The 24182-nt window shown below is 39.9% G+C and carries 19 protein-coding genes; 10 read left to right on the forward strand and 9 right to left on the reverse strand.

What is annotated here, in order from left to right; genetic code table 11:
- Nucleotides 1-2: 2 nt before the first annotated feature.
- Both QT327_RS05495 and QT327_RS05500 read left to right on the forward strand, forming a co-directional pair.
- The gene (locus tag QT327_RS05495; protein ID WP_289552308.1) at nucleotides 3-1919 is read left to right on the forward strand and encodes a gamma-glutamyltransferase family protein; all 1917 of its coding nucleotides are present in this window, start codon (nucleotides 3-5) and stop codon (nucleotides 1917-1919) included.
- Between the two features lie 14 nt (nucleotides 1920-1933).
- Nucleotides 1934-2494: a UbiX family flavin prenyltransferase gene (locus QT327_RS05500; RefSeq protein ID WP_130856508.1), complete on the forward strand. Its 561-nt coding sequence runs from the start codon at nucleotides 1934-1936 to the stop codon at nucleotides 2492-2494.
- A gap of 44 nt (nucleotides 2495-2538) precedes the next feature.
- Here QT327_RS05500 and QT327_RS05505 read toward each other — a convergent pair whose 3' ends face one another.
- Nucleotides 2539-3561: a LacI family DNA-binding transcriptional regulator gene (locus QT327_RS05505; protein WP_013668306.1), complete on the reverse strand. Its 1023-nt coding sequence runs from the start codon at nucleotides 3559-3561 to the stop codon at nucleotides 2539-2541.
- Nucleotides 3562-3933: 372 nt separating this feature from the next.
- Between QT327_RS05505 and QT327_RS05510 the strand changes: the two genes are divergently transcribed.
- The 6 genes from QT327_RS05510 (at nucleotide 3934) to QT327_RS05535 (ending at nucleotide 15349) form a co-directional block, all read left to right on the forward strand.
- Nucleotides 3934-7110: a SusC/RagA family TonB-linked outer membrane protein gene (locus QT327_RS05510; protein WP_013668307.1), complete on the forward strand. Its 3177-nt coding sequence runs from the start codon at nucleotides 3934-3936 to the stop codon at nucleotides 7108-7110.
- Between the two features lie 18 nt (nucleotides 7111-7128).
- A complete protein-coding gene (locus QT327_RS05515; RefSeq protein ID WP_289552310.1) occupies nucleotides 7129-8646 on the forward strand; it encodes a RagB/SusD family nutrient uptake outer membrane protein in 1518 nt (505 codons plus the stop codon).
- 459 nt (nucleotides 8647-9105) lie between these two features.
- On the forward strand, nucleotides 9106-9936 hold the full coding sequence (locus QT327_RS05520; RefSeq protein ID WP_289552311.1) for a carboxypeptidase-like regulatory domain-containing protein: 831 nt from the start codon (nucleotides 9106-9108) through the stop codon (nucleotides 9934-9936).
- Complete coding sequence (locus tag QT327_RS05525; protein WP_289554409.1) at nucleotides 9918-12182, forward strand: SusC/RagA family TonB-linked outer membrane protein; 2265 nt, start codon at nucleotides 9918-9920, stop codon at nucleotides 12180-12182. The genes QT327_RS05520 and QT327_RS05525 overlap by 19 nt, the downstream gene beginning before the upstream one ends.
- 12 nt (nucleotides 12183-12194) lie before the next feature.
- A complete protein-coding gene (locus QT327_RS05530; protein WP_289552312.1) occupies nucleotides 12195-13826 on the forward strand; it encodes a RagB/SusD family nutrient uptake outer membrane protein in 1632 nt (543 codons plus the stop codon).
- 209 nt (nucleotides 13827-14035) lie between these two features.
- Nucleotides 14036-15349, forward strand: a complete 1314-nt coding sequence (locus QT327_RS05535) for a gluconate:H+ symporter (RefSeq protein ID WP_013668311.1) — start codon at nucleotides 14036-14038, stop codon at nucleotides 15347-15349.
- Between the two features lie 11 nt (nucleotides 15350-15360).
- On the opposite strand, the gene QT327_RS05540 is transcribed toward QT327_RS05535, so the two are convergent.
- From QT327_RS05540 to QT327_RS05555, 4 genes are all read right to left on the reverse strand, one after another.
- Nucleotides 15361-16848 (reverse strand): DUF294 nucleotidyltransferase-like domain-containing protein, encoded by a 1488-nt coding sequence (locus tag QT327_RS05540; protein WP_013668312.1) that lies wholly within the window; start codon nucleotides 16846-16848, stop codon nucleotides 15361-15363.
- A 49-nt stretch (nucleotides 16849-16897) separates the two neighbouring features.
- Complete coding sequence (locus tag QT327_RS05545) at nucleotides 16898-17614, reverse strand: 3'-5' exonuclease (RefSeq protein ID WP_013668313.1); 717 nt, start codon at nucleotides 17612-17614, stop codon at nucleotides 16898-16900.
- 156 nt (nucleotides 17615-17770) lie between these two features.
- Nucleotides 17771-17971, reverse strand: a complete 201-nt coding sequence (locus tag QT327_RS05550) for a YwbE family protein (RefSeq protein WP_013668314.1) — start codon at nucleotides 17969-17971, stop codon at nucleotides 17771-17773.
- 31 nt (nucleotides 17972-18002) lie between these two features.
- Entirely contained in the window at nucleotides 18003-18374 is a 372-nt protein-coding gene (locus tag QT327_RS05555; protein WP_157622309.1) for a response regulator, read from the reverse strand.
- 642 nt (nucleotides 18375-19016) lie between these two features.
- Here QT327_RS05555 and QT327_RS05560 point away from each other — a divergent pair.
- Both QT327_RS05560 and QT327_RS05565 read left to right on the forward strand, forming a co-directional pair.
- Complete coding sequence (locus QT327_RS05560) at nucleotides 19017-20579, forward strand: PAS domain-containing protein (RefSeq protein ID WP_289552314.1); 1563 nt, start codon at nucleotides 19017-19019, stop codon at nucleotides 20577-20579.
- Nucleotides 20554-20910: a response regulator gene (locus tag QT327_RS05565; RefSeq protein WP_289552315.1), complete on the forward strand. Its 357-nt coding sequence runs from the start codon at nucleotides 20554-20556 to the stop codon at nucleotides 20908-20910. Before QT327_RS05560 ends, QT327_RS05565 begins: the two co-directional genes overlap by 26 nt.
- 8 nt (nucleotides 20911-20918) lie before the next feature.
- Here the strand turns inward: QT327_RS05565 and QT327_RS05570 are convergent, their stop codons facing one another.
- From QT327_RS05570 to QT327_RS05585, 4 genes are read right to left on the reverse strand one after another with little or no spacing between them, the layout of a single operon-like run.
- Entirely contained in the window at nucleotides 20919-21908 is a 990-nt protein-coding gene (locus QT327_RS05570) for a glycosyltransferase family 2 protein (protein WP_289554410.1), read from the reverse strand.
- Nucleotides 21909-21930: 22 nt separating this feature from the next.
- Complete coding sequence (locus QT327_RS05575) at nucleotides 21931-22881, reverse strand: glycosyltransferase family 2 protein (RefSeq protein WP_130856503.1); 951 nt, start codon at nucleotides 22879-22881, stop codon at nucleotides 21931-21933.
- A gap of 38 nt (nucleotides 22882-22919) precedes the next feature.
- Nucleotides 22920-23504 (reverse strand): DUF4199 domain-containing protein, encoded by a 585-nt coding sequence (locus QT327_RS05580; RefSeq protein ID WP_013668320.1) that lies wholly within the window; start codon nucleotides 23502-23504, stop codon nucleotides 22920-22922.
- A gap of 6 nt (nucleotides 23505-23510) precedes the next feature.
- Nucleotides 23511-24182, reverse strand: coding sequence for a hypothetical protein (locus QT327_RS05585; RefSeq protein WP_130856502.1), 672 nt, complete (start codon nucleotides 24180-24182; stop codon nucleotides 23511-23513).

The raw sequence follows: 24182 nt of genomic DNA on the forward strand, positions 1-24182 counted from the left end.
TTATGAAATCATTTACCCTATACCTTTGCATTTTTTTGTTAATTACTAAAGCCTCTTACAGTCAACAAACACAGAAACCACCTCTATACGGTAAAAATTGGATGGCGATAACCGGTAAGCCGCTCGCTGCTACTGCCGGAGCCATGATCTTCCAGAAAGGAGGAAACGCCGTTGACGCAGCCTGTGCCATGCTTGCTGCAACATGCACAATGTGGGACGTTTTAAGTTGGGGTGGGGAAACTCAAGCACTTATCTATAACCCGACAACGAAGAAAGTGATCGCCATCAATGCTTTGGGTGTTGCCCCTACCGGCGCGACTGTTGACTTTTTTAAATCGAAGGGCTACGACTTTCCACCCGAATACGGTCCTTTGGCAGCAATAACGCCAGGTACGCCAGGTGGACTTTGCTATATGTTGGCCAAATATGGTTCTCTAAGTCTGCAAGAAGTTTTGAATCCTTCAATCGAAATGGCCGCTGGGTATCCAATTGATGCTCAAACCGCGAACAGTATTGAACGTAATAAAGAAAAAATAAAAGAATGGCCTTATAGTAAAGCCGTTTTTCTACCGCATCTTGGTAGTAAGCGGGAGGCTCCTGCAGCTGGAGAAATTTTTCGTCAACCACAGCTGTTAGCTACACTCAACAAACTGGTAGAGGCCGAGCAACAAGCCTTGAAAGAAGGCAAAAACAGAGAAGAGGCAATTATGGCTGCTTATAATCGCTTTTACAAAGGTGATATTGCCGATGAATTCGTACGCGGTTCAGCTGAGCAAGGAGGTCTAATTACAAAGGCCGACTTGGCAAACTGGGCACCCATCGAAGAAGAACCTCTTCATGTAAATTATCGTGGGGTTGAGGTATATAAACTTCAAGAGTGGACGCAAGGCCCTGCCTTGTTACAGAGTTTGAATATTCTCGAAAATTTTGATCTCAAAAATTTGGGATATAATTCTGCTCAATATATTCATACCCTATATCAAACAATGAATTTGGCATTCGCAGATAGAGACTTTTACTATGGAGATCCTTACTTCAGGCCACGTCCTCCTATTAGTGGGTTGCTTGATAAAAATTACGCCAAAAAACGGGCAGCAATGATACCAAAAGACAGGAACCTCATGATTGCATTACCTGGAGATCCCTTTCCGTTCCAAAATGAAAGCAATCCGTTTAAAGGTCTTTTAAAGAAAAGATCTTTGTTGCTAGACAGCAACAGTAACGAAAAGATTAAGGATTTTGTACCTAAACACGACGCTTCAAATCAAGCCCTACTAAACAGTGAGACAGCGGAAGACAGTCTATATCGTGATCGACTTTGGAGAGGGACTACTAGTGTTGTTGCAGCGGATAAAGAAGGATGGCTTGTTGCAATTACACCGAGCGGTGGTTGGGTGCCCGCCTGCATTGCCGGAAATACCGGAATCGGTATGAGCCAACGCTTACAAAGTTTTGTTTTGGATTCAATCGTTAATCCTTACAACGTGATACAACCAGGCAAACGGCCCCGAGTGACATTAACACCTTCCTTAGCATTAAAAAATGGCAAGCCGTTTCTGGCTTTCGCTGTACAGGGAGGAGATACACAGGATCAGAACCTCCTTCAATTCTTTCTTAATATTGTTGAGTTCGGCATGACTGTACAGCAAGCAACGGAAGCAGCCAACATTAACAGCAATCAACTTTGGCTGTCGTTGGGTGGTACTCAAATGAAAGATAGGATACCAAAATCGGGAAGCATCTTGTTAAATAGCAACACTAAAGAGGGAATAAGACATACCTTAAAACAGATGGGCTACAACATGACTTTCGGCGAACGTACGAGTGGACCGATAAATGCTATCTTTGTCGATCAGGAACATGGCACCTTTTGGGGAGGGAGCAGTAACCATGGAGAGGATTACGGTATCGGTTGGTAAAGCCTTTGAAAGAAATGACTAAAAGAAGAATAATAGTAGGTATTAGTGGAGCCACGGGGATCCAATATGGAATAAAGGCACTTGAACTGCTGCAAGAACTGGATATTGAAACACATCTCATTATAAGCAAGGCCGCCGAAATGGTACGAACCTATGAAACGGGTTATAAACATGAACATGTGGTTTCGCTGGCCCATAGGGTTTATGCCCTGTCGGATGTTGGGGCTGCTATTTCCAGTGGATCTTTTAAAACGATGGGCATGTTAATTGCACCCTGTTCAGTAAAAACCTTGTCGGAAATAGCTACAGGCGTAACCAGCTCGCTTTTATCACGTGCAGCGGATGTAACATTAAAAGAAAGGCGAAGATTGGTTCTACTTTTTAGGGAAACACCATTACATGCTGGGCACATAAAAACAATGCTACAGGTAACTGAAATGGGAGGTGTTGTGATGCCCCCTGTGCCAGCCTTCTATATGCAACCTCAAACAATCGATGAAATGATTACCCACACCGTGGCACGGGCACTCGATTTATTCGGTTTCGATATAGACATTCCTAGATGGGAAAAGTAAACCGGCTCCTTTGTTATGTTCGGTTATCAAATGGAGCTCATAACTTAAGCTTTCTCGGTTGAATCTCTTAAAATCAATTGAGCAGATAGTTCTTTATGAAAGGTTTTATCCGTAACTTTACCAAGCTTTAAATCAACAAGCAATCGATCAATAATTAATTTTGCCATATCCTCAAGAGGTTGTTCAACCGCAGTTATGGCTGGTTGAAATAGGCGAAGTGCCTCATTATCGTCAAATGCTAGTACCGAAATTTTTGTCGGAATCTTTATTTTACGATGTCTCATTACTTCCAAGCCCCCTACCGCTAAATAATTGGTAGCAAAGCAGACGCTATCGATCATTGGATTTTTCTTTAGAAATTCTTCAAAATCGGACAACAATCGTTCTTTTCTTTCCCTATAAGGAATGTATAAAATATATTCATTCAAATTTCGCTCTTTTATTAATTTTTTGTAACCTTCCAACCTACTAAGCATCTGAGTTTGTTGCGAATCAGTCGTGATTAAAGCTATATGCTTCTTTCCTTTGTTCGCCAAATGCCGGCAGGCTTCATACATTGCATTTTCATTATTAATTCCTATATAATGGGAATCAATTTTCGGCAAGTATCTGTCGAAAAGTACAACTGGCCTATTTTCTTCCCTCAATTGTTTGATTTCGTCTTCCAGGCCTTCTGTAGGGCAAATTATGTAGCCATCCACCCCCCGGTCTCTGAACATCCGTATAAGTTCAACCGCCTTTTCTGTCTGTCCATTTGTACTACTGTAAATTATCTTGTAGCCGTTATTATAAGCCTGTTCTTCTATTAGCGAGGCGATTTGCGAGAAAAAAGGATTGCCAATATTCTCTACTATAAATCCTATTGTATTAGTTTTACCTGTCACCAAGCCTCTTGCTAAGTAATTAGGTGTATAGCCTACCTCTTTTACATAAGCTAAAACACGTTCAGCAACTTGCGCGCTTATTCGCATTTCCTCGGCCTTCCCATTCAAGATGAAAGAGATGGTCGTATTGGAAAGCCCTAAGGCCTTCGAAATATCTTTAATGGAGATTCTATTTCTTTTCATTGATTATGCAATTGGTAATAGCATTGTTTAGCTGATAAGGTTGTGGTAAAGATAATATTTAAAGAAAGAAAAAGGCAATCGTTTTCACATAATTGTTAAAAAGATTCTCAAACCATCCCTATTCCAGTACAAATTTTAAAAAGTTCTTTGATATTAACATTTTTATTAAGAAGTTAGCCGACTATTAATAAAACAAGCTAACAAACCACGGTGACCATGATGAACGAAATTTGTGCCTTTAAAACTAAAACAATTTAGCTGGTTAATACCACGCTTCTTATTTTTTTAGATCGTTCCTAAAGCGATTTAGTAACAATCTATTTACAATTCCGTACAAAATCAAGCATTTTACATTCTGATTATTAAGCATTTATGACCAATCAAAAAAACAAACCAATTAAAAACATAGCCTTAACAGGAAGTTTGGCTTTGTTGATTTCTGTTGGGATCCCCTTCTGCCCTTCGCAGGCTGCGGCTTCCAACAGGTTAACTTCCAATGCTACTTATCTTGCGAATAAGAAGCAACAACAAATTGCCGGTACAGTTACCAGTGCGACCGACCAAACGCCCTTACCTGGTGTTTCTGTGTTGGTAAAAGGATCCTCAAAAGGTGTTACTACCAATGAAAAAGGACAATTCACCATTGAAGCTTCTTCTTCTGATATACTAGTATTCAGCTATATAGGTTTTTTAACGACGGAAAGAACTGTCGGAAGCTCTACCAATTTAAATGTAGCACTACAAGAGGATAGCCAAAGTTTAGATGAGGTGGTTGTCGTCGGATATGGAACACAAAGAAAAGTAGATATTACCGGTTCCGTTGCGGGCGTTAAGTCTGAAGAACTAACGCAGCGCCCGGCACAAAACGTAAACCAAGCACTTAGTGGTCGGATAGCGGGTGTTAATGCATCAACAAACTCGGGAAGACCAGGTGGTAGAACACAAGTTCGTATCCGTGGATTTAGTTCAATTAACGCAACAAATGAGCCACTTTACGTTGTTGATGGAATTATCTTTACAGAAGATATATCCACCATCAACCCAAGTGATATCGAATCAGTTGATGTTCTAAAAGATGCATCTTCAACGGCGATCTACGGAACACGCGGGGCAAACGGTGTTATTATGATCACTACCAAACGCGGTAAAAAAGGACAAAGCCAGATCAACTATGATGCCTTTATGACCGTGAACAAAATGACACGTAAGCAAGATGTACTCAACTCCGCGGAATGGATGGAGATAGAAGCTTTGGGTTATCAAAATGCACAAAAATATGACCCGGAAGGCTTTGCAGCGGGTCGATATGAAAACCCTGTTGAGAAGCACAAGCGCTATGCCGTTGGCAACACTTTCGGCAACCGAGAACTGTTCACCGCTGATGGACAGCCTCTTTACGACGTAGATTGGCAAGATCTATTAACCCGTACAGCTATTGGTCAATCTCACAATTTATCTTTTACAGGAGGAAGCGATAAATCAACTTATGGTCTTTATTTAGGATATTTTGACGACCAAGGGATTATTGTAAATAGTTTTCAAAAACGATATAGCGCACGCGCCGTTATTGATCATCAAGTGCGCGATTGGCTTAAAGTTGGTGGAACGATCAGTTACTCTAACAACACAGAACGCAGACAGGATGATGGTGTCGGGGGAAATATCCCACCCCGCATGATGATTGAAATGGTTCCGTTCATTCCTTACAAGTATCCTGATGGCACATACGGTCGTCGTGAAGACTATGATGGTTTAGAAACCGGTGACAACCCTCGGGCACAAGCTGATGAAATAACGCGTCTTTATAAACGCAATGTATTCACAGGTAATGCCTATGCTAAGGTTACCTTAATGGAAGGCTTAGACTTTACTTCAACTATTGGTGCAAACGTACGCGACCAACATCAACCTTATTTTGTAAGTAGTTTATCGAACTTCGATGGTGGTTTAGGAAGAACTTTTGCAAGAATTGGCGCTGAAAGTTCATTCTTTTGGCAATGGTCTAACCACATCAATTACAACAGAACATTCGGCGATCATACAATTAGTGCAACGCTAGGTACAGAAGCGCAAAAGTTTGAAGTATTAGAGTGGGAGGCATCGGCTAATGATATCGCTGACGACTTTTATCAGTGGAATAACCTTGGTATGGGAGCTACACCAATGCCGCCTACTTCCGATGTGCAAAACTATCAAATGAATTCTTATTTTGCCCGTGCTAACTACGGCTATAAAGATAAGTACTTATTAACTCTTACCGGTCGTTTTGATGGATCATCTCGCTTCGGGGAAAACAATAAGTTTGCTTTTTTCCCATCCGCGGCAGCCGCTTGGCGTATTTCGGAAGAGGACTTTTTAAAAGGGAGCGAAACAGTTAGCAATCTGAAGTTACGTTTAAGCTACGGTTTAACCGGTAACTCCGAAATTGATAGTTATCTGTCTAGAGCCAACTTACAATCAGGTAATTATGTGTTTGATGGACGTTTATCAGCCGGAACCGTTATTAGCACATTACCAAACCCGAACTTAAAATGGGAAAAAACAGCGCAATATAATGCCGGTTTTGATTTGGGTTTATTGAATGATCGCATCAACATTGTCTTCGATGCTTATCTTAAGAAAACTTCTGACCTACTTCTTGCCGCACCTGTTCCGGCTTCTAGTGGATACACAAGCATGATGACAAATATTGGAGACATGAAGAACAGTGGATTTGAATTTGGAATCAATACGGTAAATATTGACAAAGGCGACTTCTCTTGGACTACCGCGTTAAACTTCTCTTATCTAAAGAATGAGGTAACGGCTTTGGGTACAAATAATGAAGACGTATTTATGAACCCATTCTTCATTGGAAGTAACAGTAATATTTTACGTGTCGGCAACCCCGTAGGTAGTTTCTATGGATTGATCAGAGAAGGTACTTGGAGCACTGCCGAAGAAGCGGAAGCAGCCAGATATAACCGTTTGCCGGGCGACATCAAGTATCGCGACCTGAATAATGACGGCCAGATAAATGACGCGGATAGAACTATTCTTGGAAAAGGTATTCCTGATTTCTATGGTGGCTTCTTTAATACCTTGCGCTACAAGAATTTTGATCTTACGCTCGAATTACAATATTCTTACGGAAACGATGTTTTCCGCATGAGTCAACATTCATCGGAAGATCGCACGGGTATTGCTAATAGCTATGCCACGGTCTTGAACGCATGGACTCCGGAGAATCAAAATACACCGATTGCCCAAATAAGAGGTGCGGGTGTACGTTACGACACCTTACTCGATTCACATAAAGTGGAAGACGGGTCTTTTATTCGCGGTAAAAACTTAATGCTAGGTTATAACCTTCCTTCTAGTGCATTGGAAAAGATCAAGTTAAGCAGACTGAGAGTGTACGCATCTGTCCAAAACTTTTTCTTAATAACAGATTACAGTGGCTATGATCCGGAAGTTACTACTTATGATGACACTTTTGCACAAGGCATTGAGTTTCATGATTACCCAAAACCCATGACGTTTACCTTCGGATTAAACGCAACCTTTTAACTTATACACGAAAGAACGATGAAAAAATCTATAATATCCATCTTTGCAGCTGCAACTTTACTTACAGCGAGTTCGTGCAGCGAGAGCTTCCTGGATGAAAACAACAAGAGTAATCCAACACAGGATAGCTATTTTCAGAATGCAACACAAGCTCAGACCTTTGTTAACGGTATTTACACCAATTTAAGAGCCAACACAAGCGGTGATGGGATTGGTTATGGTGAGAGCCCCTGGATAAACCTCGAATTACTCGTTGGCCATGCTTCGACAAATTCACAAAGTAACTTTAACTTGGGTGTTATCAACCACACAACCGGAACCGAGAACCCCGGCTTTTACAGCTATTGGCAAGGCTTTTATGAAGGTATAGCAAATGCCAATGTAGCAATAAGCCGCATTCCGCAGATTGATATGAATGACACTCAAAAATCTAATTTGATGGGTCAAGCTCATTTTTTGCGTGCATACTATTATTTCTTTCTTACCCGACTGTTTGGGGATATCCCATTGGTAACACAGCCGGTTGATCCAACAGACGATAGTCAATTACGCCCTCAAAGAGCCAATAAAGAAGAAATATATGAGCTTATTGTCAATGATTTAACAGCCGCTGAAAATTCTTCTATACCAGATGTAGACCGGACGGGAAGAGCATCTAAAGGGGCAGTTAAATCACTATTGGCCAATGTTTATCTTACAATGGCAGGCTATCCTTTAAATAAGGGTGCTGAATATTATCAGTTAGCAGCGGCCAAAGCAGCCGAAGTAACTACACAGGGTGATGCCTGGTATCCCTTGTTTAGTAATTTGGAGTTTCTCCACGATAGACCGAATAAAAATTTAGGGGAATTCATTTTACAGGTACAATACCTGGGCGGTGTAGCGGAAAATAACATCACCCAAATGATTATTCCTTATAATTCCTCAATCTCTAGACACGGTGATGAATATGGTTCATTGGTTCCACGTCGAGAGTTTGTTAACAGTTATGAAGCGGGTGATAAACGTAGCGCCGAACGCGGATTTTTCTTTACCAGTGCCCCAAGGGCAAAAAATGGTACCGGAACTATTACCTTTCCACCAGCCTTATATAAATATTGGTTGGAAGCTTCTTCGGGTGTTAATGGCGACTTAACACCGGACATCAACTTTACGTTAATCCGCATGCCGGAAGTATATTTAATTCATGCCGAAGCTGAAAATGAGGTTAACGGACCTACCGATGCAGCCTATGCTTCTTTGAATAAAGTAAGACAAAGAGCAGGATTGGCACCATTAAGTGGCTTATCACAAAGCCAATTTAGGGAAGCTGTTTGGCGTGAAAGATATCACGAACTATGCTATGAAAATAAAGCTTATTTCGACATCCAACGGACGCGTAAAGCCTATAATTTAGCGGCTAATAGCTTTGTTGACTTAATAGGTTATAGAAACGAAAGCGGTACCACTTGGACAGAAAAGTACTTATTATTACCAATACCTCAACGAGAACTTCAGGCGAATCCTAATTTAGCGCCAAATAATCCCGGATGGTAATGGGGTCGTACTCATCGCACCGAGTCAAAAGATAGCGCAGTTTTTAAGGCTTCTTTAGATAAATGCAAAACAGCAATTTTCCTTTTGGAAAATTGCTGTTTTTTTTACCCCTCCTCTATGATCACGAGCAACGTTTTTATTCATGACAAAAAGAGTGTGCATTACCGTCAATCTACTTGCCAAATAATATTGTTAGTTGTGTATACATTTCACAAATTAGCAAAAACTCTTTGATATTAATTTTTTTCTTAAGAAGTTAGCCTTTTGAAACTATATAAACTAACAAAAACCATTTAAACTATGATAAAAAAACTAAAACAGTTTAGCGTATCTACATTTTCTTAGGGTAACCAAGGCCTTTTTTTCGATTATTTTACTAAAGCGATTTAGTGAGGTGAGTATTTATTGACTTGATTTTTTGCTCACCGATCAATTTATAAACTTGATTATTAAACATTTATGACCAATCAAAAAAACAGACCAATTAAAAGCATGGCCTTAACGGGAAGTTTGGCTTTGTTAATTTCCATTGGGATGCCAGGCGTCCCATCTTTTGCCGAAGCGTCAAGTAGATTCGCTTCCAAATCGACCACCCGCTCGTTCAAACAACAGCAGAAGACAATCGCCGGAACGGTAACGAGCGCAACAGATCAAGCTCCTTTACCGGGAGTTTCGGTTTTAATAAAAGGCTCATCAAAAGGAGTAACAACTGATGAAAAGGGCCGCTTTCAGATCGAAGCTTCAACAAATGATGTGCTGGTGTTTAGCTATTTAGGTTATTTAAGCGCAGAGCAACCTGTTGGTAATAGAAGTATTGTCAATGTATCCTTACGGGAGGAGAGCAATAATTTAGAGGAAGTCGTTGTTGTGGGATACGGTACACAAAAGCGGAGCGAAATCAATTCAGCGGTTGCTAATGTGAAGGCCGAAGACTTCAATGCAGGGGGAACACGATCACCCATGGATTTAATCCAGGGAAAAGTAGCTGGTTTGAATATTACGCGCACACAAGGGAACAATCCAAATTCGACTACTTCAATTCAGTTAAGAGGGATTAATTCATTAAAAGGAGGCACGACACCGCTGATCGTTATCGACGGTATTCCGGGAGGTAACCTGGATTTACTGCAACAAGATGATATCGAATCTTTCTCAGTTTTAAAAGATGGATCCGCTGCTGCCATTTATGGTACACGCGGAAATGCGGGCGTAATTTTAATTACCACAAAAAGGGTAAGGCAGGGGAACCGAGGTATGACTACTCTACTTATATACAGCATGAGTCAGTAGATAAAAAGCCGGAGTATCTATCAGCATCCGAATTCCGCGATCTGATCAATCAGGGATTAATCGCTCAGGATTTGGATTTAGGCGGATCCACAGACTTATACGACGAGCTGGTAAACAAAGACAACTTTAGCCATTACCATAACTTAGCAGCGTCAGGAGGAAGTGAAAAGTCGAATTACCGTGCGTCACTTTATTTTAACAACGCACAAGGGATTGCAAAAGAAAATGGGAGGCGGCAATTTGGCGGACGGGTTAATGTGAATCAAAAGGGATTGCAAGATCGACTGGAGATGCAATTTAACTTAGCAGCCAACTTAAGTAAGGCGAACTTATTGGGTGGCGGCGTAAATGACGATATCAACTCGGTAGATTACGGAAAGACAACGGGTTCTGATTTTGAACAAGCGATACAGCGAAATCCGACGGCTCCGATTAGAAATCCCGATGGTTCCTTTTTAGAGACCCAAGGCTTTAACAATTATAATCCCCTTTCCAGATTAGAGAACCGCATTTTTGAACGTAATCAATCTACTATCAGTGGTGATGCTCGATTTACCTACAACATTATAGAAGGCCTAAAAGCTTCTGCCTTTGGCTCCTATGTTCGGGATGAATATAACGATCGGAGGTATCGCTCGATCAATGATTGGGATCAACGGCAAAATTCTGAATATCAGGGGATGGGATATGCCGCTAAAGCGAACTACCTCACCTGGTCGCAGACCTTCGAATCGACGCTCGACTATACCACTACGATCGCAGATGACCATTCGTTAAACGCGACAATAGGCTATAGTTATCAATATAATACGCTAGAAAAATTTAATGTGAATAATAACGGCTTTACTAATGACGCCATGTTGGATTGGAATCTTGGTGGTGGTAGCGCTATTAATAACACGCTACTGCCTCGCCCGGGTATGGGCAGTTTTAAAGATGACAATACGCTTGTAGCTTTTTTTGGTCGAATAAACTATTCTTATTTAGGAAAATACTCTGCACAATTTATTCTTCGGAGAGAGGGTTCTAGCCGCTTTGGTGAGAACAATAAATGGGGAAACTTTCCCGCGGCATCTATCGGTTGGACCATCAGTGAAGAGGAATTTTTAAAGAATACAACACTTGTCAATAATTTAAAGTTACGAGTTGGCTATGGTGTTACAGGCAATCAAGATATAAGTAATTACCAATCCCTGCTTACGCTTAGTACTGGAGGCACATACTTAATGGATGGAACTTATTATCAAACATTTGGCCCAGCAAGAAACGCCAATCCTAACCTTAAGTGGGAGCGCAAAGCCGAGTGGAACTTCGGTTTGGATTTTGCCTTATTAGACAATAGACTTTCCGGTTCATTAGATGTTTATAACCGTTTAACGAAGGATTTAATATATGACTATAATGCGCAGCAACCATCTTTCGTTCGCGACAAGATCTTAATGAATGTGGGCTCAATAACGAACAAAGGCGTTGAATTGATACTGAGCGGCACCCCGGTTAAAAAAGACAACTTCACATGGAACATCGATTTGGCTGGTAGCTTGCAAAATAACCGGCTAAAACAGTTATCAAGTGATGTATTTCAGGCTAATTTCCTTGAGTTCGGAGGGCTGCCCTCTCCAGGCAATCTTGGAAACGCCATTCGTCTTGAAGAAGGAGGTAAGGTTGGTAATTTCTATGGAAAACGATTTGCGGGCTTCACAGACGATGGGAAATGGCAATTTTATAAAGCTGATGGATCGGTGGCAACTACCAGTGAAATGAATAACGACGATCTTACCATAATCGGAAATGGTGTTCCGAAATACAATCTATCCCTTAATAATACATTACGCTACAAAAACTTTGATCTTACGGTATTTTTCAGGGGTAAATTCGGTTTTGACATTCTGAATACCAAAGAAATGTATTTTGGAAACAAGAAATGGCTTCCAAATAATATCTTCAAAAGTGCCATTACTACCCATAACCAGCTGAACGATGATCCGCAATACTCGGATTACTACTTAGAAAAAGGTGATTTTGTAAAATTGGATAATGTCACTTTAGGGTATACATTCAAATTGAGTTCGAACTATATAAGAAATTTAAGAATATACGCTGCCGGCAGAAATTTAGCAACATTCACGGGCTACAGTGGAATAGACCCTGAAATTCAGGACACTGGTTTTACGACAGGTATAGACGGTCGTGGTTTCTATCCTCGAACCAAATCATTCACGCTTGGTGTAAATGTTGGATTTTAAAAACATAAAAAAATGAAACAACTCCTAAAAAAATCTATATATATTTCTGTATTTGGTATGATAGCAATGAGCTATCAAGCTTGTACCAAACTGGACGAAAATCCTTATAGCGAAATAAGCAACGATAAATTTCTCAACAACAGAAGAGAAGTATTGCAAGCGGCCTTACGCCCAATGACCCATATGCAATCATGGCTAGCGCCTACCGGAGGCAGTGGTTATTACTACCATTCGGAATTGTCGTCTGATCAATTGGCCTGGCCGCAAAAAGGCAGACATGGCTATGATGCAGGAGATCATTTTAGACAGCATTATCACACATGGACAGACAATGAATCTCGCACACGCGATGCTTGGATTGGAATGTGGACAGGCTTAGGTTATGTTAACAACGCGCTCAATCGGATTCAAGCAACCCCACCAGAAAAGGTAGGTATGGAGCCTGACGAACTGAATGCGATCATTGCAGAACTCAAGGTACTTCGCGCCTTCCATTACATGAAAATTATGGAATTATGGGGCAATGTACCCATTGTTGAAGAAGTGTCTGAAGAAATAGCCAATCCAGAGACCAAACCACGTACGGAAGTCTTTGCTTTCATACAAAAGGAGCTTGAAGAAAATGTTCCTAATTTATTACCGCTTTCGGATGCATTAATTGGAAGAGTAAACAAGGCTGCGGGATACGCCATGCTAGCAGAACTCTATCTTAATGCTGAAAAGTGGGTAGGACAGCCCATGTGGGACGAGTGTATTGCAGCCTGTGATCAGGTTTTAAATGGTGAAGGGGGCGGCTTAGGGGGTGGTCCTAACCTGGCTGCTGATCTGACGTCTACATTTAGTAATACGAATCAACGTGCAACAGAGGCTCTTTTTCAATTTGCATATAGTCAAAAAGGAGGTTTCGCATTTGATTGGGGCGGCTTCTTTATGGGCTATGATTATATGAAAGATGTACTTAATGTCGGATACGGCGGATGGAATGCCTTCGTAGTGATACCAACCGCTTTTGATGCTTACACTGAAAACGACTTACGCAAGAAAGAGTGGTTTTTGTTCGGCCCACAATACAAATATGGCACACAAACACCGGTGTTAGGCACGGAAGAATGGAGCGGAAAACCTATTGTTTTTGTAAACAGTATCCGCCGTGAAAGCGAGGGAGACTTAACCAGCGCAGGCGGTATGGCACAAGGAGAAGAAAATAGTGGAGCTAGATTCAATAAATATAAATCCGGGACCTTACAAGATGCCAACTATCGTGAAAACCACTATATGATCTATCGTCTTACCGAAATATACTTTAATAAAGCAGAGGCCATTATGCGAAAAAATGGCGGTGTTGCCACCCAAGAGGCAGTAAATTTAATTAATGAAAGTAGAAAACGAGCCTTTTCCGCCGAAGATTGGCCTGCTGCACAATATACAACGGCAAGCTTGACACTAGATGAATTATTGGCTGAGCGAGGTCGTGAATTTATTTTTGAAGGAAAAAGACGTACCGATCTTATTCGTTTTGGAAAGTATACAACAGCCGCTTGGTGGGATCACAGACCTAGTAGTGACCCAAACCGGGAATTGTATCCGATTCCGAATACGCAAATTGCCATTAATCCAAATTTGAAGCAAAATCCGGGATACTAAACAACAGAGGCGCTCAAAAAATGAGCGCCTTTTTATCATATCCAATGATGTACCACCAATTTTACGGTCAGTTGGGAGCATGGCTTCTCAATCAAAACTCTTTGCCATCTTGACTTTAAAAGATATTCTCAACAATATTCGTTCATTATTTTTATAAATAAAACAATTCTGTTAATTTGCCTAACACAGTACCAACAAAACAGACACCAATGACCCTAGTTTACATTGCCCTATCCATTTTCTTGTTAATCCTACTGATTAATACATTCAAAGTACATCCCTTCCCTGCCTTTTTACTCGTTTCAATCTTTGCTGCAGCTACTTTAGGCTTATCTATTGATAAAATTGCGACAACATTAGAGAAAGGAATTGGCGATATTTTATCATCCTTACTAATATTAATTACGTTTGGAGCCATGTTCGGTAAAATCATTGCTGTAAGCGGTGCTGCGCAAAAAATAGCCGCGGTGATGATGTCGTGGGTGGGACAAAAAAAAATTCAGTGGGCCATGATGATTGTTGGCTTTATCATCGGTATTCCACTTTTTTACGGAGTAGGTTTTGTGCTGATGGTGCCCCTTATTTTTTCGGTAGTTTATAAATATAAACTTCCAGCGGTCTTCATTGGCTTGCCTATGTTAGCAGCGCTGTCGGTTACGCATGGCTTTTTACCCCCTCATCCTTCACCCTCCGCACTGGTTATCCAATTCAACGCCAATATGGGTTTAACGCTTGTATATGGCTTCGCTCTTGCTATACCGGCTATCATTATCGCCGGTCCTTTCTTTGCACAATTTCTCAAAAAAATCCCATCGCAACCCTTACAGACATTCATTTCAGAAGACTTACCCGATGATCAATTACCAGGCACTTTTAATAGCTTTTTTACGGCATTGTTGCCCGTTATACTACTAATTGCAACGACATTTATCCAACATGTATTTACGTTGAGTCCAACAGTTCAACAGCTATTAATATTTCTGAGTTCGCCATCGGTGGTTTTGATGATTGTATTTTTTTATTCACTTTTTTCCTTGGGAGTCGTTCAAAAACTTAAAATGGACGATTTAATGAATCATTGTACGCAAGCGGTGAAGGACGTTGCTACCATCATTTTGATTATTGCCGGTTCAGGAGCGCTCAAAGAAGTATTTACACAAACCGGTGTAAGCGAGGAGATTGCTACTTCATTGAGAGCACTTCCGGTTCCGCCGCTTGCCTTAGGTTGGTTAATAGCGGCTATTATACGAATATGCGTCGGATCGGCAACTGTAGCGGGATTGACGACCGGATCGATGATTCTACCACTGATTCAATCCACTGGAACTGATCCTAATTTGATGGTGCTAGCGGTCGGCGCAGGTAGTTTAGCCTTCTCACATGTCAATGATTCAGGCTTCTGGATGTTTAAGGAGTACTTTAATCTGACGATCAAAGATACCGTGCTAACTTGGTCGGTAATGGAATCCATTGTTGCCATCGTCGGCCTCATCGGTGTTCTGTTGTTAAATCTGGTTGTATAAGATCAACGATTTTATCCTAATAAATTATTGGTAAACTTAATACGTATACCAGACTGGAAATTTTCCACAGTCTTAAAAATTTCCTTTAAGGTAACACGTTCAATACGTGTAATCTTATCAATATCAATATAGTTGTCCGGCTCACCCTTATCAACGATCATGCGCACCGCCTGATTTTTTAGACGCATTGTCATTAAGTAATAATAAGATAAGCTTAATTCCTGATATTGATTTTCAGTGAACACGCCCATATCTCGCAACATTTTCATTCGTTCTCCGGTATTCTCTAAAAAAATCCGATTCCGTAGAGCATAAACACGCACCAAGTCTACGATTGGGGTCATCGCTTTTTTAATATCAAAGACCTCGCGGCCTTGTACTGTTATCGTCTTAATTGGTTTAAAGAACGTTAATGGCGGCACGTATTGCAAGGCATTTTTAGCCAAATACACAAAAAACTTCTCTAAAGGCTGCTGAAGCTCTACATCTAGAAAGTCTCGAAGATTATCCATGATTGCTTTATCTCCATAAATCAATCGGCAATCAAAAAAAGTCGAAAATTTAATGGCAGTCTCCGGAAGCGATTCCTCCATCCATTTTTTATAATTGCTCTTCCAATGCGATAAGGAGTGTGTCCATTGTGGATTACTCGCCATATAGCCCCCCGTACAATACGCGAAGCCTACAAAATGCAATCGATCAGACACTTTTTGCGCAAACTCAAGGAACCATTTCCGAACTTCCTCCCGATGTTCGTTCGCCTTATCCTCATAAATTAGCGCATTATCCTGATCTGTTTTCAAAGTCTGTTCTTTACGTCCCTCGCTTCCCAACACCATAAAAACGAATTTAGAGGGTGGATTGCTCATTTCGCTCAACACTTCTTCTATTACATTCTGCGCAATTGTATCAGCAATAGCGGTTATTAATTGATTAACAATCTCAGCTTGTACACCTTTACTCAATAACTGATTGACAATGTACGGAACACGAGACCACTTCTCTTTTAACTCGATACTCGTTCTAGCTAATTTTACAGATTGAATAAAGACTAATGGCGATTGAGCTTGTTCACTCATCAATTTATTTCTGCTAACAAATCCTACGTATTTGCCTTCTGACTCTACCAGCAAATAGCGTAATTTTGTTTCATACATCGTCAGCAGCGCTTCATATATATAGGTATCAATGGAAATTGACTCAATGGCGCGATCCATAAAATAATACACAGGTTTAGTAAGATCAGCTTTTTTCGCGATCACATTATCACGCAACGTTATATCAGTAATGAAGCCGTCGATATTTCCACTTTCACTGGTGACAAACAAACAACTAACCTTATTGGCAGCCATAATACGGGCGGCTTCGTACACCGGCATGCTTTCTTTGCAGGTCACCAGCTCCCTGAAAGCTATATCACTGATTCTTCTCGAATAGACCTGTTCAGGCATCAGGTAACTTTCATCAAATGAAGGGGCTTGTTCTTTTGTATTATCCATGAGTTTTTCTATAAAACTATAGTCATTAATTGAAGTGCATATAAATGACTTATAAACGCTTGAAAACTAACGAACAGACAATTAAAGCAATCAAAAAAAACAAAATTATTAACACCGTTGATATGCTCCATGGTGACTTATCAAGAATCAGTTGTTTTGATAATTTGACTTGCTGTTCTTCAATTGTTTCTTCTGTAACTTCTTTTCTTTTGACCAGCTCAAAATAACTCTTTGCTGTGGCGTCTGCATCTAATAAAGCATTATGGGCCTTCTCCAGCTCCTTTTCAAAAAGTTCCTGGTAGAGTTCGTTTAAACGGAGGTATTTTATCCAAGGTTTTTTAACGTATCCGGAACTCGCTAACATGGTACAAAATAGGCGTAAATCGCCAAGTGGGTTTTCCATAGCGCAGCGATAAAAATCCGCCCCCAATACATGAAAGTCGAGTGCGACAAAGTGCCCCACGACTAGAGGTTTAAATTGCCGGAGATCACTGCTGAGTTTTTCCATTACGGCACAACGCGGTACTCCAAACGTTCTTAAGTATGAATCCTTTATCCGATGCACTAATTGCGCTTGCCGACTAACCACCACATCGTCTTCGTTCACATAGAAATTTTCTCGCTTGATTTCCCTTCCGTCCTTTGTAAACACAATCCAAGCGACTTGAACGGCACTTGGCCAATTATCTTTTGTAGAATATCCTACCGTCCACTTTTTGGGTAGCCCCGTTGTTTCCGTGTCAATAAATAAAAGATATTCTTGCATGCAAGAAAAATAACTCTTTTTAATAACAAGTGCAATAAGAGACGGAAAATCCTGCTGTTTATATTGAATTATTCATTGCTCGGCTATTATAAAACGAAGGTGTCTCCTACATTTGTCTTTGACAAGCATAGGAGACACCCGCTTAGTATTATTCTATTAATCTTCCAAGATTTCGGCAACTCTTCCGATCTGCCCATCTTCGAGTCGAACTTTAATTCCTCTGGAATGAAAGGTGGCCGATGTTAAAATATCCTTGACATAGCCATAAGTAATGTTCCCCGTACGCTGATCTTTCTTCAGGATAATCCCTACATTTTGTCCTCTAAAAATTTCCTTACGATATTGTCCGTTGCTCATACCTTTCTAAATATATTCAAGTATACACTATTTAGGCGACTTCATCTTTATACAAATATAATTCGTCCACTAAATGCAAAAAATGCATTAGCTCAAATGGTTTCTTCACGTAGGCTTCTGCTCCACATCGCTCTTTAATTTTTGCTATATCATCGGAAGCGGATACCATCGCAACCGGAATATGGCTTGTTAACGGATTCTGCTTTAATTCCATGCACAAATCACTACCCCACATCCACATGAGGCGTTCATCTAGTAGAACCAACCCAAACTTTCCGGTTCTCAAAATACTGTGCATATTTTTTCCTGTATCTATTTTAACATCGTAGCCCTCCGGTTTTAGTATATCCGCAACCATTGCCGCGAAATCCGTATCGTCATCTACGCAAAGAATATTCTTCATTTTAAATCCTATTTTTTTGATAATCATCAACTCGCATATTTTATCACCTACTTTAAGCGGTGGTTTATGCAAGTGATCAGTCTTACTTTTAAAATTTTGAAGCGGGCAAAGCCACAATGACCAATCGTCATTCACTGAGTAGACGCTTCTTTTATTAATTTATTCCGATATAATCCAAAACAACAACTCCATACGTGTTTCTATACCCATTCAAGAAATAATCGTATTGAATTATTTTTATAACGTTGGCCATCGCAACGTCAGTATGTCTTGTTATCAAATATTCAACCAAAATCTCAGCTTTAACCCACAAAACAAGCCTTAAAAACACTCAACAAGTTGATTTTTAAAACCAAACCCATTTATCATTTTTTTGTTAATTTTTTGTTCACGTTGAACAGGCTCATTTATCAACTGTCAATCCCTCCCCTTGCATGATTATCCATGATATTTTTTTCCATATTTAATTTGTATAGAATGTGAGCAATTCAAGCATCTTTCGTTTACGTAAATTTACCATTAAATTACTTTGGTTTGAAGTTTGTAATATTAAGTTGTAAATAGAAAGTGGGGGAGTTTGACTACTTTATTATACAAAACATCTCCTATTTTGCTAGGCATAGGATACTATACTGCTAATGTATGAAGCAAATTGACGAAAATAAATTTTCATTTTCCGCTCGTACTTACAATAGGGAATTGGATCTGCTACTAACCGCTTTAGATACTACAAAAGTCGGTGTAGTAATAACCGATTGCTCGCAGCCCGATTATCCCATTGTCTACTGCAACAAGGCATTTGAAGAGCTCACTGGCTATTCGCGCAATGAAGTTATTGGCCATAATTGTCGTTTTTTACAAGGCAATGATGACAACGAAGAACAAAAAAAAGTCATCAAAACAGCCTTGCATCTGGGGCAGCCATGTGAAATAGAAATAAAAAACTATAAAAAAGACGGATCTCTATTTTGGAATCAACTTCGCTTACAACCAATAAGAGACGAGGAAAATAATGTTACTTATTATATTGGTGTTCAAAACGATGTTACTCGCTTAAAACTAACCAATCAGCAGCTCCGAGTAGAAAAACTTAAAGTAAAAAAAACGTTAGTTGAACATGACAACAATCTATCGGAAGATGAAGGTCTCCTGACGGCCGTAATAGACACGGTTAGGGATTCCGTGTTGATTTTGACGGAGAATCTTCATATTATAAAGGTCAATAGATCTTTCCTTAAAACTTTCCATATTGCCGAGGACGAGGTACTGGACCAACATATCCTGGGCATCGACAACGGGAAGTGGAACACTATGGGGCTACAAAACCTCGCCGAGCAATTAAGCTCAAAAAAAACGAGCATAAAGGATTATTTGTTGGAAGACTTTCCAACTCGTGTCGGAAAAAAAGTATTGAATTTTGATGCTCATTTTATATCACACACGACTAATGCAAACATCATTTTAGCGATTAGCGATATAACGGAGTTACGGGAGCTCGAGAAAAGAAAAGATGACTTTCTAAGTACAGCCAGTCATGAACTTAAAACTCCGTTAACAGCCATTACAGCGAGTTTACAATTAACACAACGGATGCTTCCTCCTGATGCAAGCGAAACACTTAAGGGAACACTCAATAAAACAAAATCTTATGTAGACAAATTGGAGCATCTGGTTATTGACCTCTTGGATGCATCCAAAATTAAAACCGGAAGAATAGAACTTACCAAACAGGCATTTGACTTTGACGCAATGATCTTAGAGGTCGTAGATAAATTACGAGGAAAATATCATGATAACCATTTCGAGGTTCAGGGAGCAGCAAGTAATTATTATATAGGAGATAGACTGCGCTTGGAGCAGGTCATCTTAAACTTATTAACTAACTCCATTAAATTTTCCCCGGTCAATAGATCAATTAATATACATCTTTCACGATTAAGTGATTTCATAAAAGTTTCAATTACCGATTATGGTTTGGGTGTAGACCATCAATATCAGAAGAAAATATTTGATTCTTTTTATCGGGTGGACGAAATACAGAAACAGTATCCCGGCATCGGTGTCGGTCTGTATATAAGCAACCAGATCATAAAAAAACATAAAGGAACCCTTTGGGTTGAAAGTACAATCGGAGAAGGCGCCACCTTTAGTTTTACATTACCCCTTAAATACCAAGATCATGATAAAGAAAATTATGATATGTGATGATGATGAAGGCATATTAGACATTACGGGCTTATTATTGGAAAGCTATGGATATCAGGTATTACTGGAGTCCAATAGCGCACGTTTGCTTCCAAGAATTTCATCGGAAAAGCCCGACTTGCTGTTAATCGATATCTGGATGCCCTTATTAATGGGGGACGAAATTGTGAGAATTTTAAAGAACAATAAAGAAACTGCTCACTTACCGATCATTATGTTTTCCGCTGGCCGAGAAAGCGAACGTATAGCATCCGAAGTTGGTGCTGACGATTATATAGCAAAACCTTTTAATATCGAGGATTTAAACAATAAAATCGTTGCGCTTGGATAAATTACTTACTATTTTTTATTTAATATCACCTTTTTCCAAAAATCCTGCATGAATCCCAAACCATAGGCAGTTAATTGAATCATAGCAGCTACCACACCAAGGCCCGCCACCCTAAGCGACTTGCTCTGAGACCAAGCGTGGAAAAAAAGTAATAAGACATAGACCCCTAGCAGAAAATTACAACACCATGTAACTAATGGAATTCTAAACAAAATAAAACCTTGTAAAAAATTCAGTGCGACGGTAAAAATTAAAAATAGCGTAAAAAGTGCCGGAAAAAAATGAACAAGTTTCAGCTCTGAGGGAAAGTGCTTGTAAATATTAATTCTAGCCCTTCCAAAAAAATGAAGCTGTTTATAAAACTGACTAAAATCAGTTCTCCGTTTGTGATAGACAATGGCTTCGGGGATTAGGCCGATCTTAAATCCTGCTCTTTGAATCCGTATACTATATTCTATATCCTCCCCTAATCTAGTCAACTTATATCCACCGACGGCCTCCCACACCTCTCTGGAAACGCCCATATTGAAACTTCGAGGATGAAACTGCCCGATATGCTTTTTATTCCCTCTAATCCCACCGGTAGTAAGGGGCGATGTCATGGAATAACTAATAGCTTTCTGAATGGGTGTAAACGACACATGTGCAGCATCGGGACCGCCATAAGCGTCCAACTTATGAAGAGATAGATAATCGTTAACCAGCTGTAGATAGTTAGCCGGAATCAAACAATCAGAGTCGAATACAATAAAGTAATCTCCCTTTGCACGTTCGAAACCAAAGTTTCGACTGAAACCTTGCCCTTCGTTGGGTTTGAAAAAATATCGAAGATTAAGTTTATCCCGGTAGCTTTCAACGATCTTCCCGGCACTATTTGTAGATCCATCCTCAATCACCAGCACTTCAAATTCAGGATAGCCTTGCTGTACCAGTGTAAACAGAAGCTCGTCTATTTCTTGCGGTCGATTATATAAAGGAATAATAATTGAAAAGAAAATCATAGCGGAAAATAAAAGCTATCTAGATCACTTTTTCTATTTGATAATTATTTCGGTCATGTGCATTGCGCGAGACCAACTCAGCAATAAAGCCGGTTAAAAATAGCTGCGTACCTACTATAATTGCAACTAGAGCAATGTAAAACAAAGGTTGATCGGTAACATTTCGATAGGAGGTACCTTTCGATATGCTGATCAGTTTATCCGAAATCAGCCAAAGAGTCATAATAAAGCCCCCCATAAAACTCAGTACACCTAGACTTCCAAAAAAATGCATCGGTCTTTTACTAAATTTGCCAACAAAAAATATTGACAGTAAGTCTAAAAAACCATTGATAAATCGACTGAAACCGAATTTGGTCGTGCCATACTTCCTAGGATAATGCTTTACAACCTGTTCTTCTATTTTTGTAAAGCCTGCCCATTTTGCAATAACGGGGATATAACGGTGCATCTCTCCGTAAACCTCTATATTTTTAACTACATCCTTTCGATAAGCCTTCAGCCCGCAATTGAAATCATGTAAGTTATTGATACCTGAAACCCTGCGTGTCACCGCATTAAAAAGTTTGGTAGGCAGCGTTTTATTTAAAGGGTCATGCCTTTTTTGTTTGTATCCCGACAATAAATCCAGCTTTTCCTCTTTTATTCGATGAAAAAGAACCGGTATCTCATCCGGACTATCTTGTAAGTCAGCATCCATGGTGATAACAACATCGCCCGATGCAGCTGCAAAACCGACATTCAATGCAGCTGATTTTCCATAATTCCGCCGAAATTTAATGGCATAAATTTCAGGATAGGTTAATTTTAGCACCTCAATTTCACGCCATGAACCGTCTGTGCTACCGTCATCTATCATAATCACTTCGTAACTGAAGCTGTTCTCATCATTTACCCGTTTAATCCAAGCCACCAATTCAGATAAAGATTCAACTTCATTGTACAAAGGTATGACGACAGATATATCCATGTGTTAATAAGCAATTATCAAATGATTTGTTTATCGGTTTATTCCTGAGGTTCTTCAGAGATTGTTTGAAATATGGGTCGTTCTTTCTTAAATAAAGCACCAAATATTAGAGCAATCACGAAAACAACAATAGTAGAGATCGCAAAACCACGCAATGTATTAACAATATTAACTTCACCTGCCTTTTCTATTTGCTCATCTATCTTTTCCAGTTGCGTGTCAATCTGCTCAGCATCAGCACCTGATTTCTCCATGTACTCAATTGAGTTATTCGCTATGTTACGCATATAGCGTTCTCTCATATCAGGCTCTATATACTTCTCAAAAACAAATCCGGAGACTGAGGAAATAAAGCTTGCCACAAGCAACATGGAAAAAACACCGATTACAGCTTGCTTAAAACTCCAATAGCCGCCGATAGTTCCTCGCAATCTAAATGTGAATAAAATAGCTAATACTAAAGGAAGAAAAAAGCCGGTGATGACCGGGCCAATAATGACCATCCAAAACGAGGAACTGGAAGCATAATAGTACATGGGAATAATGGTTAATACAATCATCAGTATTCCCACTACAATCCCTAACTTAGCTCCTTCTTTCCGTAATAAGCTGTTGTTTTCCATTTACTTTTAGTTTTTATTATAGGCCACTATAAGTGCATAAACCGCTGCGTCCATTGACGGATCGCCACTAGCTCTTAGATATTCGGTAAATTGGCTTTCCGATGGATTCTGTTCAGCAAAGAAGCTCATTATCGGATAAAACAGCCCAGCCAGCTCTTGCTCCTCGCCAAGATTAGCTGCTACTCGACTTATTTCTTTATAATTGCTCTCCACTAATATTTGGTTGGCAATCATCGGTTCATAAATACGATGTTCGTCTTGAAATTCATCTTCATCTACCAACAGGAATTCCTTTAGAAAATCACTTAACTCCGGCTCGATTTCCTCATCAATACATTCTCTTAAGTATAACAGTAAATTGAGCAACTCGGTTCCCCGATCTATAGTCTGCTCTTCAATATCTTCCCACTCCTCCGATTCGAGATAATCCTCTTCCAATTTTTCGACATCTGCTGCAAAAAAGTTCATCAGCAAGAGGTCGAACGCAATTTCCCTTAAATCTTCATAAGAAGGATAAGCATCAAAACATTCGTCTAACAAATCCACCTTTTGCATATAGCTCTCATCGCTATTAAAAGCTGCGAATAAATTCGTTCGAAAAACCTCGTTTGTTCCGTTTATCTTATCAAAAGCAGAAAGTGCAGCAGTTAATGCTTTCTCAATACGTGCGTCCATCAT

The sequence above is a fragment of the Olivibacter sp. 47 genome (assembly GCF_030372825.1).
Taxonomy (GTDB): Bacteria; Bacteroidota; Bacteroidia; order Sphingobacteriales; family Sphingobacteriaceae; genus Olivibacter; species Olivibacter oleidegradans.

What these genes read in the sequence shown, in the direction of transcription:
- QT327_RS05585 (WP_130856502.1), bottom strand. Translation starts at nt 24,182, where the DNA reads ATGATGGACGCACGTATTGAGAAAGCATTAACTGCTGCACTTTCTGCT.
- QT327_RS05545 (WP_013668313.1), bottom strand. Translation starts at nt 17,614, where the DNA reads ATGCAAGAATATCTTTTATTTATTGACACGGAAACAACGGGGCTACCC.
- QT327_RS05495 (WP_289552308.1), top strand. Translation starts at nt 3, where the DNA reads ATGAAATCATTTACCCTATACCTTTGCATTTTTTTGTTAATTACTAAA.
- QT327_RS05550 (WP_013668314.1), bottom strand. Translation starts at nt 17,971, where the DNA reads ATGAGCAACGGACAATATCGTAAGGAAATTTTTAGAGGACAAAATGTA.
- QT327_RS05575 (WP_130856503.1), bottom strand. Translation starts at nt 22,881, where the DNA reads ATGGATATATCTGTCGTCATACCTTTGTACAATGAAGTTGAATCTTTA.
- QT327_RS05515 (WP_289552310.1), top strand. Translation starts at nt 7,129, where the DNA reads ATGAAAAAATCTATAATATCCATCTTTGCAGCTGCAACTTTACTTACA.
- QT327_RS05565 (WP_289552315.1), top strand. Translation starts at nt 20,554, where the DNA reads ATGATAAAGAAAATTATGATATGTGATGATGATGAAGGCATATTAGAC.
- QT327_RS05500 (WP_130856508.1), top strand. Translation starts at nt 1,934, where the DNA reads ATGACTAAAAGAAGAATAATAGTAGGTATTAGTGGAGCCACGGGGATC.
- QT327_RS05510 (WP_013668307.1), top strand. Translation starts at nt 3,934, where the DNA reads ATGACCAATCAAAAAAACAAACCAATTAAAAACATAGCCTTAACAGGA.
- QT327_RS05560 (WP_289552314.1), top strand. Translation starts at nt 19,017, where the DNA reads ATGAAGCAAATTGACGAAAATAAATTTTCATTTTCCGCTCGTACTTAC.
- QT327_RS05580 (WP_013668320.1), bottom strand. Translation starts at nt 23,504, where the DNA reads ATGGAAAACAACAGCTTATTACGGAAAGAAGGAGCTAAGTTAGGGATT.
- QT327_RS05530 (WP_289552312.1), top strand. Translation starts at nt 12,195, where the DNA reads ATGAAACAACTCCTAAAAAAATCTATATATATTTCTGTATTTGGTATG.
- QT327_RS05520 (WP_289552311.1), top strand. Translation starts at nt 9,106, where the DNA reads ATGACCAATCAAAAAAACAGACCAATTAAAAGCATGGCCTTAACGGGA.
- QT327_RS05535 (WP_013668311.1), top strand. Translation starts at nt 14,036, where the DNA reads ATGACCCTAGTTTACATTGCCCTATCCATTTTCTTGTTAATCCTACTG.
- QT327_RS05540 (WP_013668312.1), bottom strand. Translation starts at nt 16,848, where the DNA reads ATGGATAATACAAAAGAACAAGCCCCTTCATTTGATGAAAGTTACCTG.
- QT327_RS05505 (WP_013668306.1), bottom strand. Translation starts at nt 3,561, where the DNA reads ATGAAAAGAAATAGAATCTCCATTAAAGATATTTCGAAGGCCTTAGGG.
- QT327_RS05555 (WP_157622309.1), bottom strand. Translation starts at nt 18,374, where the DNA reads ATGAAGAATATTCTTTGCGTAGATGACGATACGGATTTCGCGGCAATG.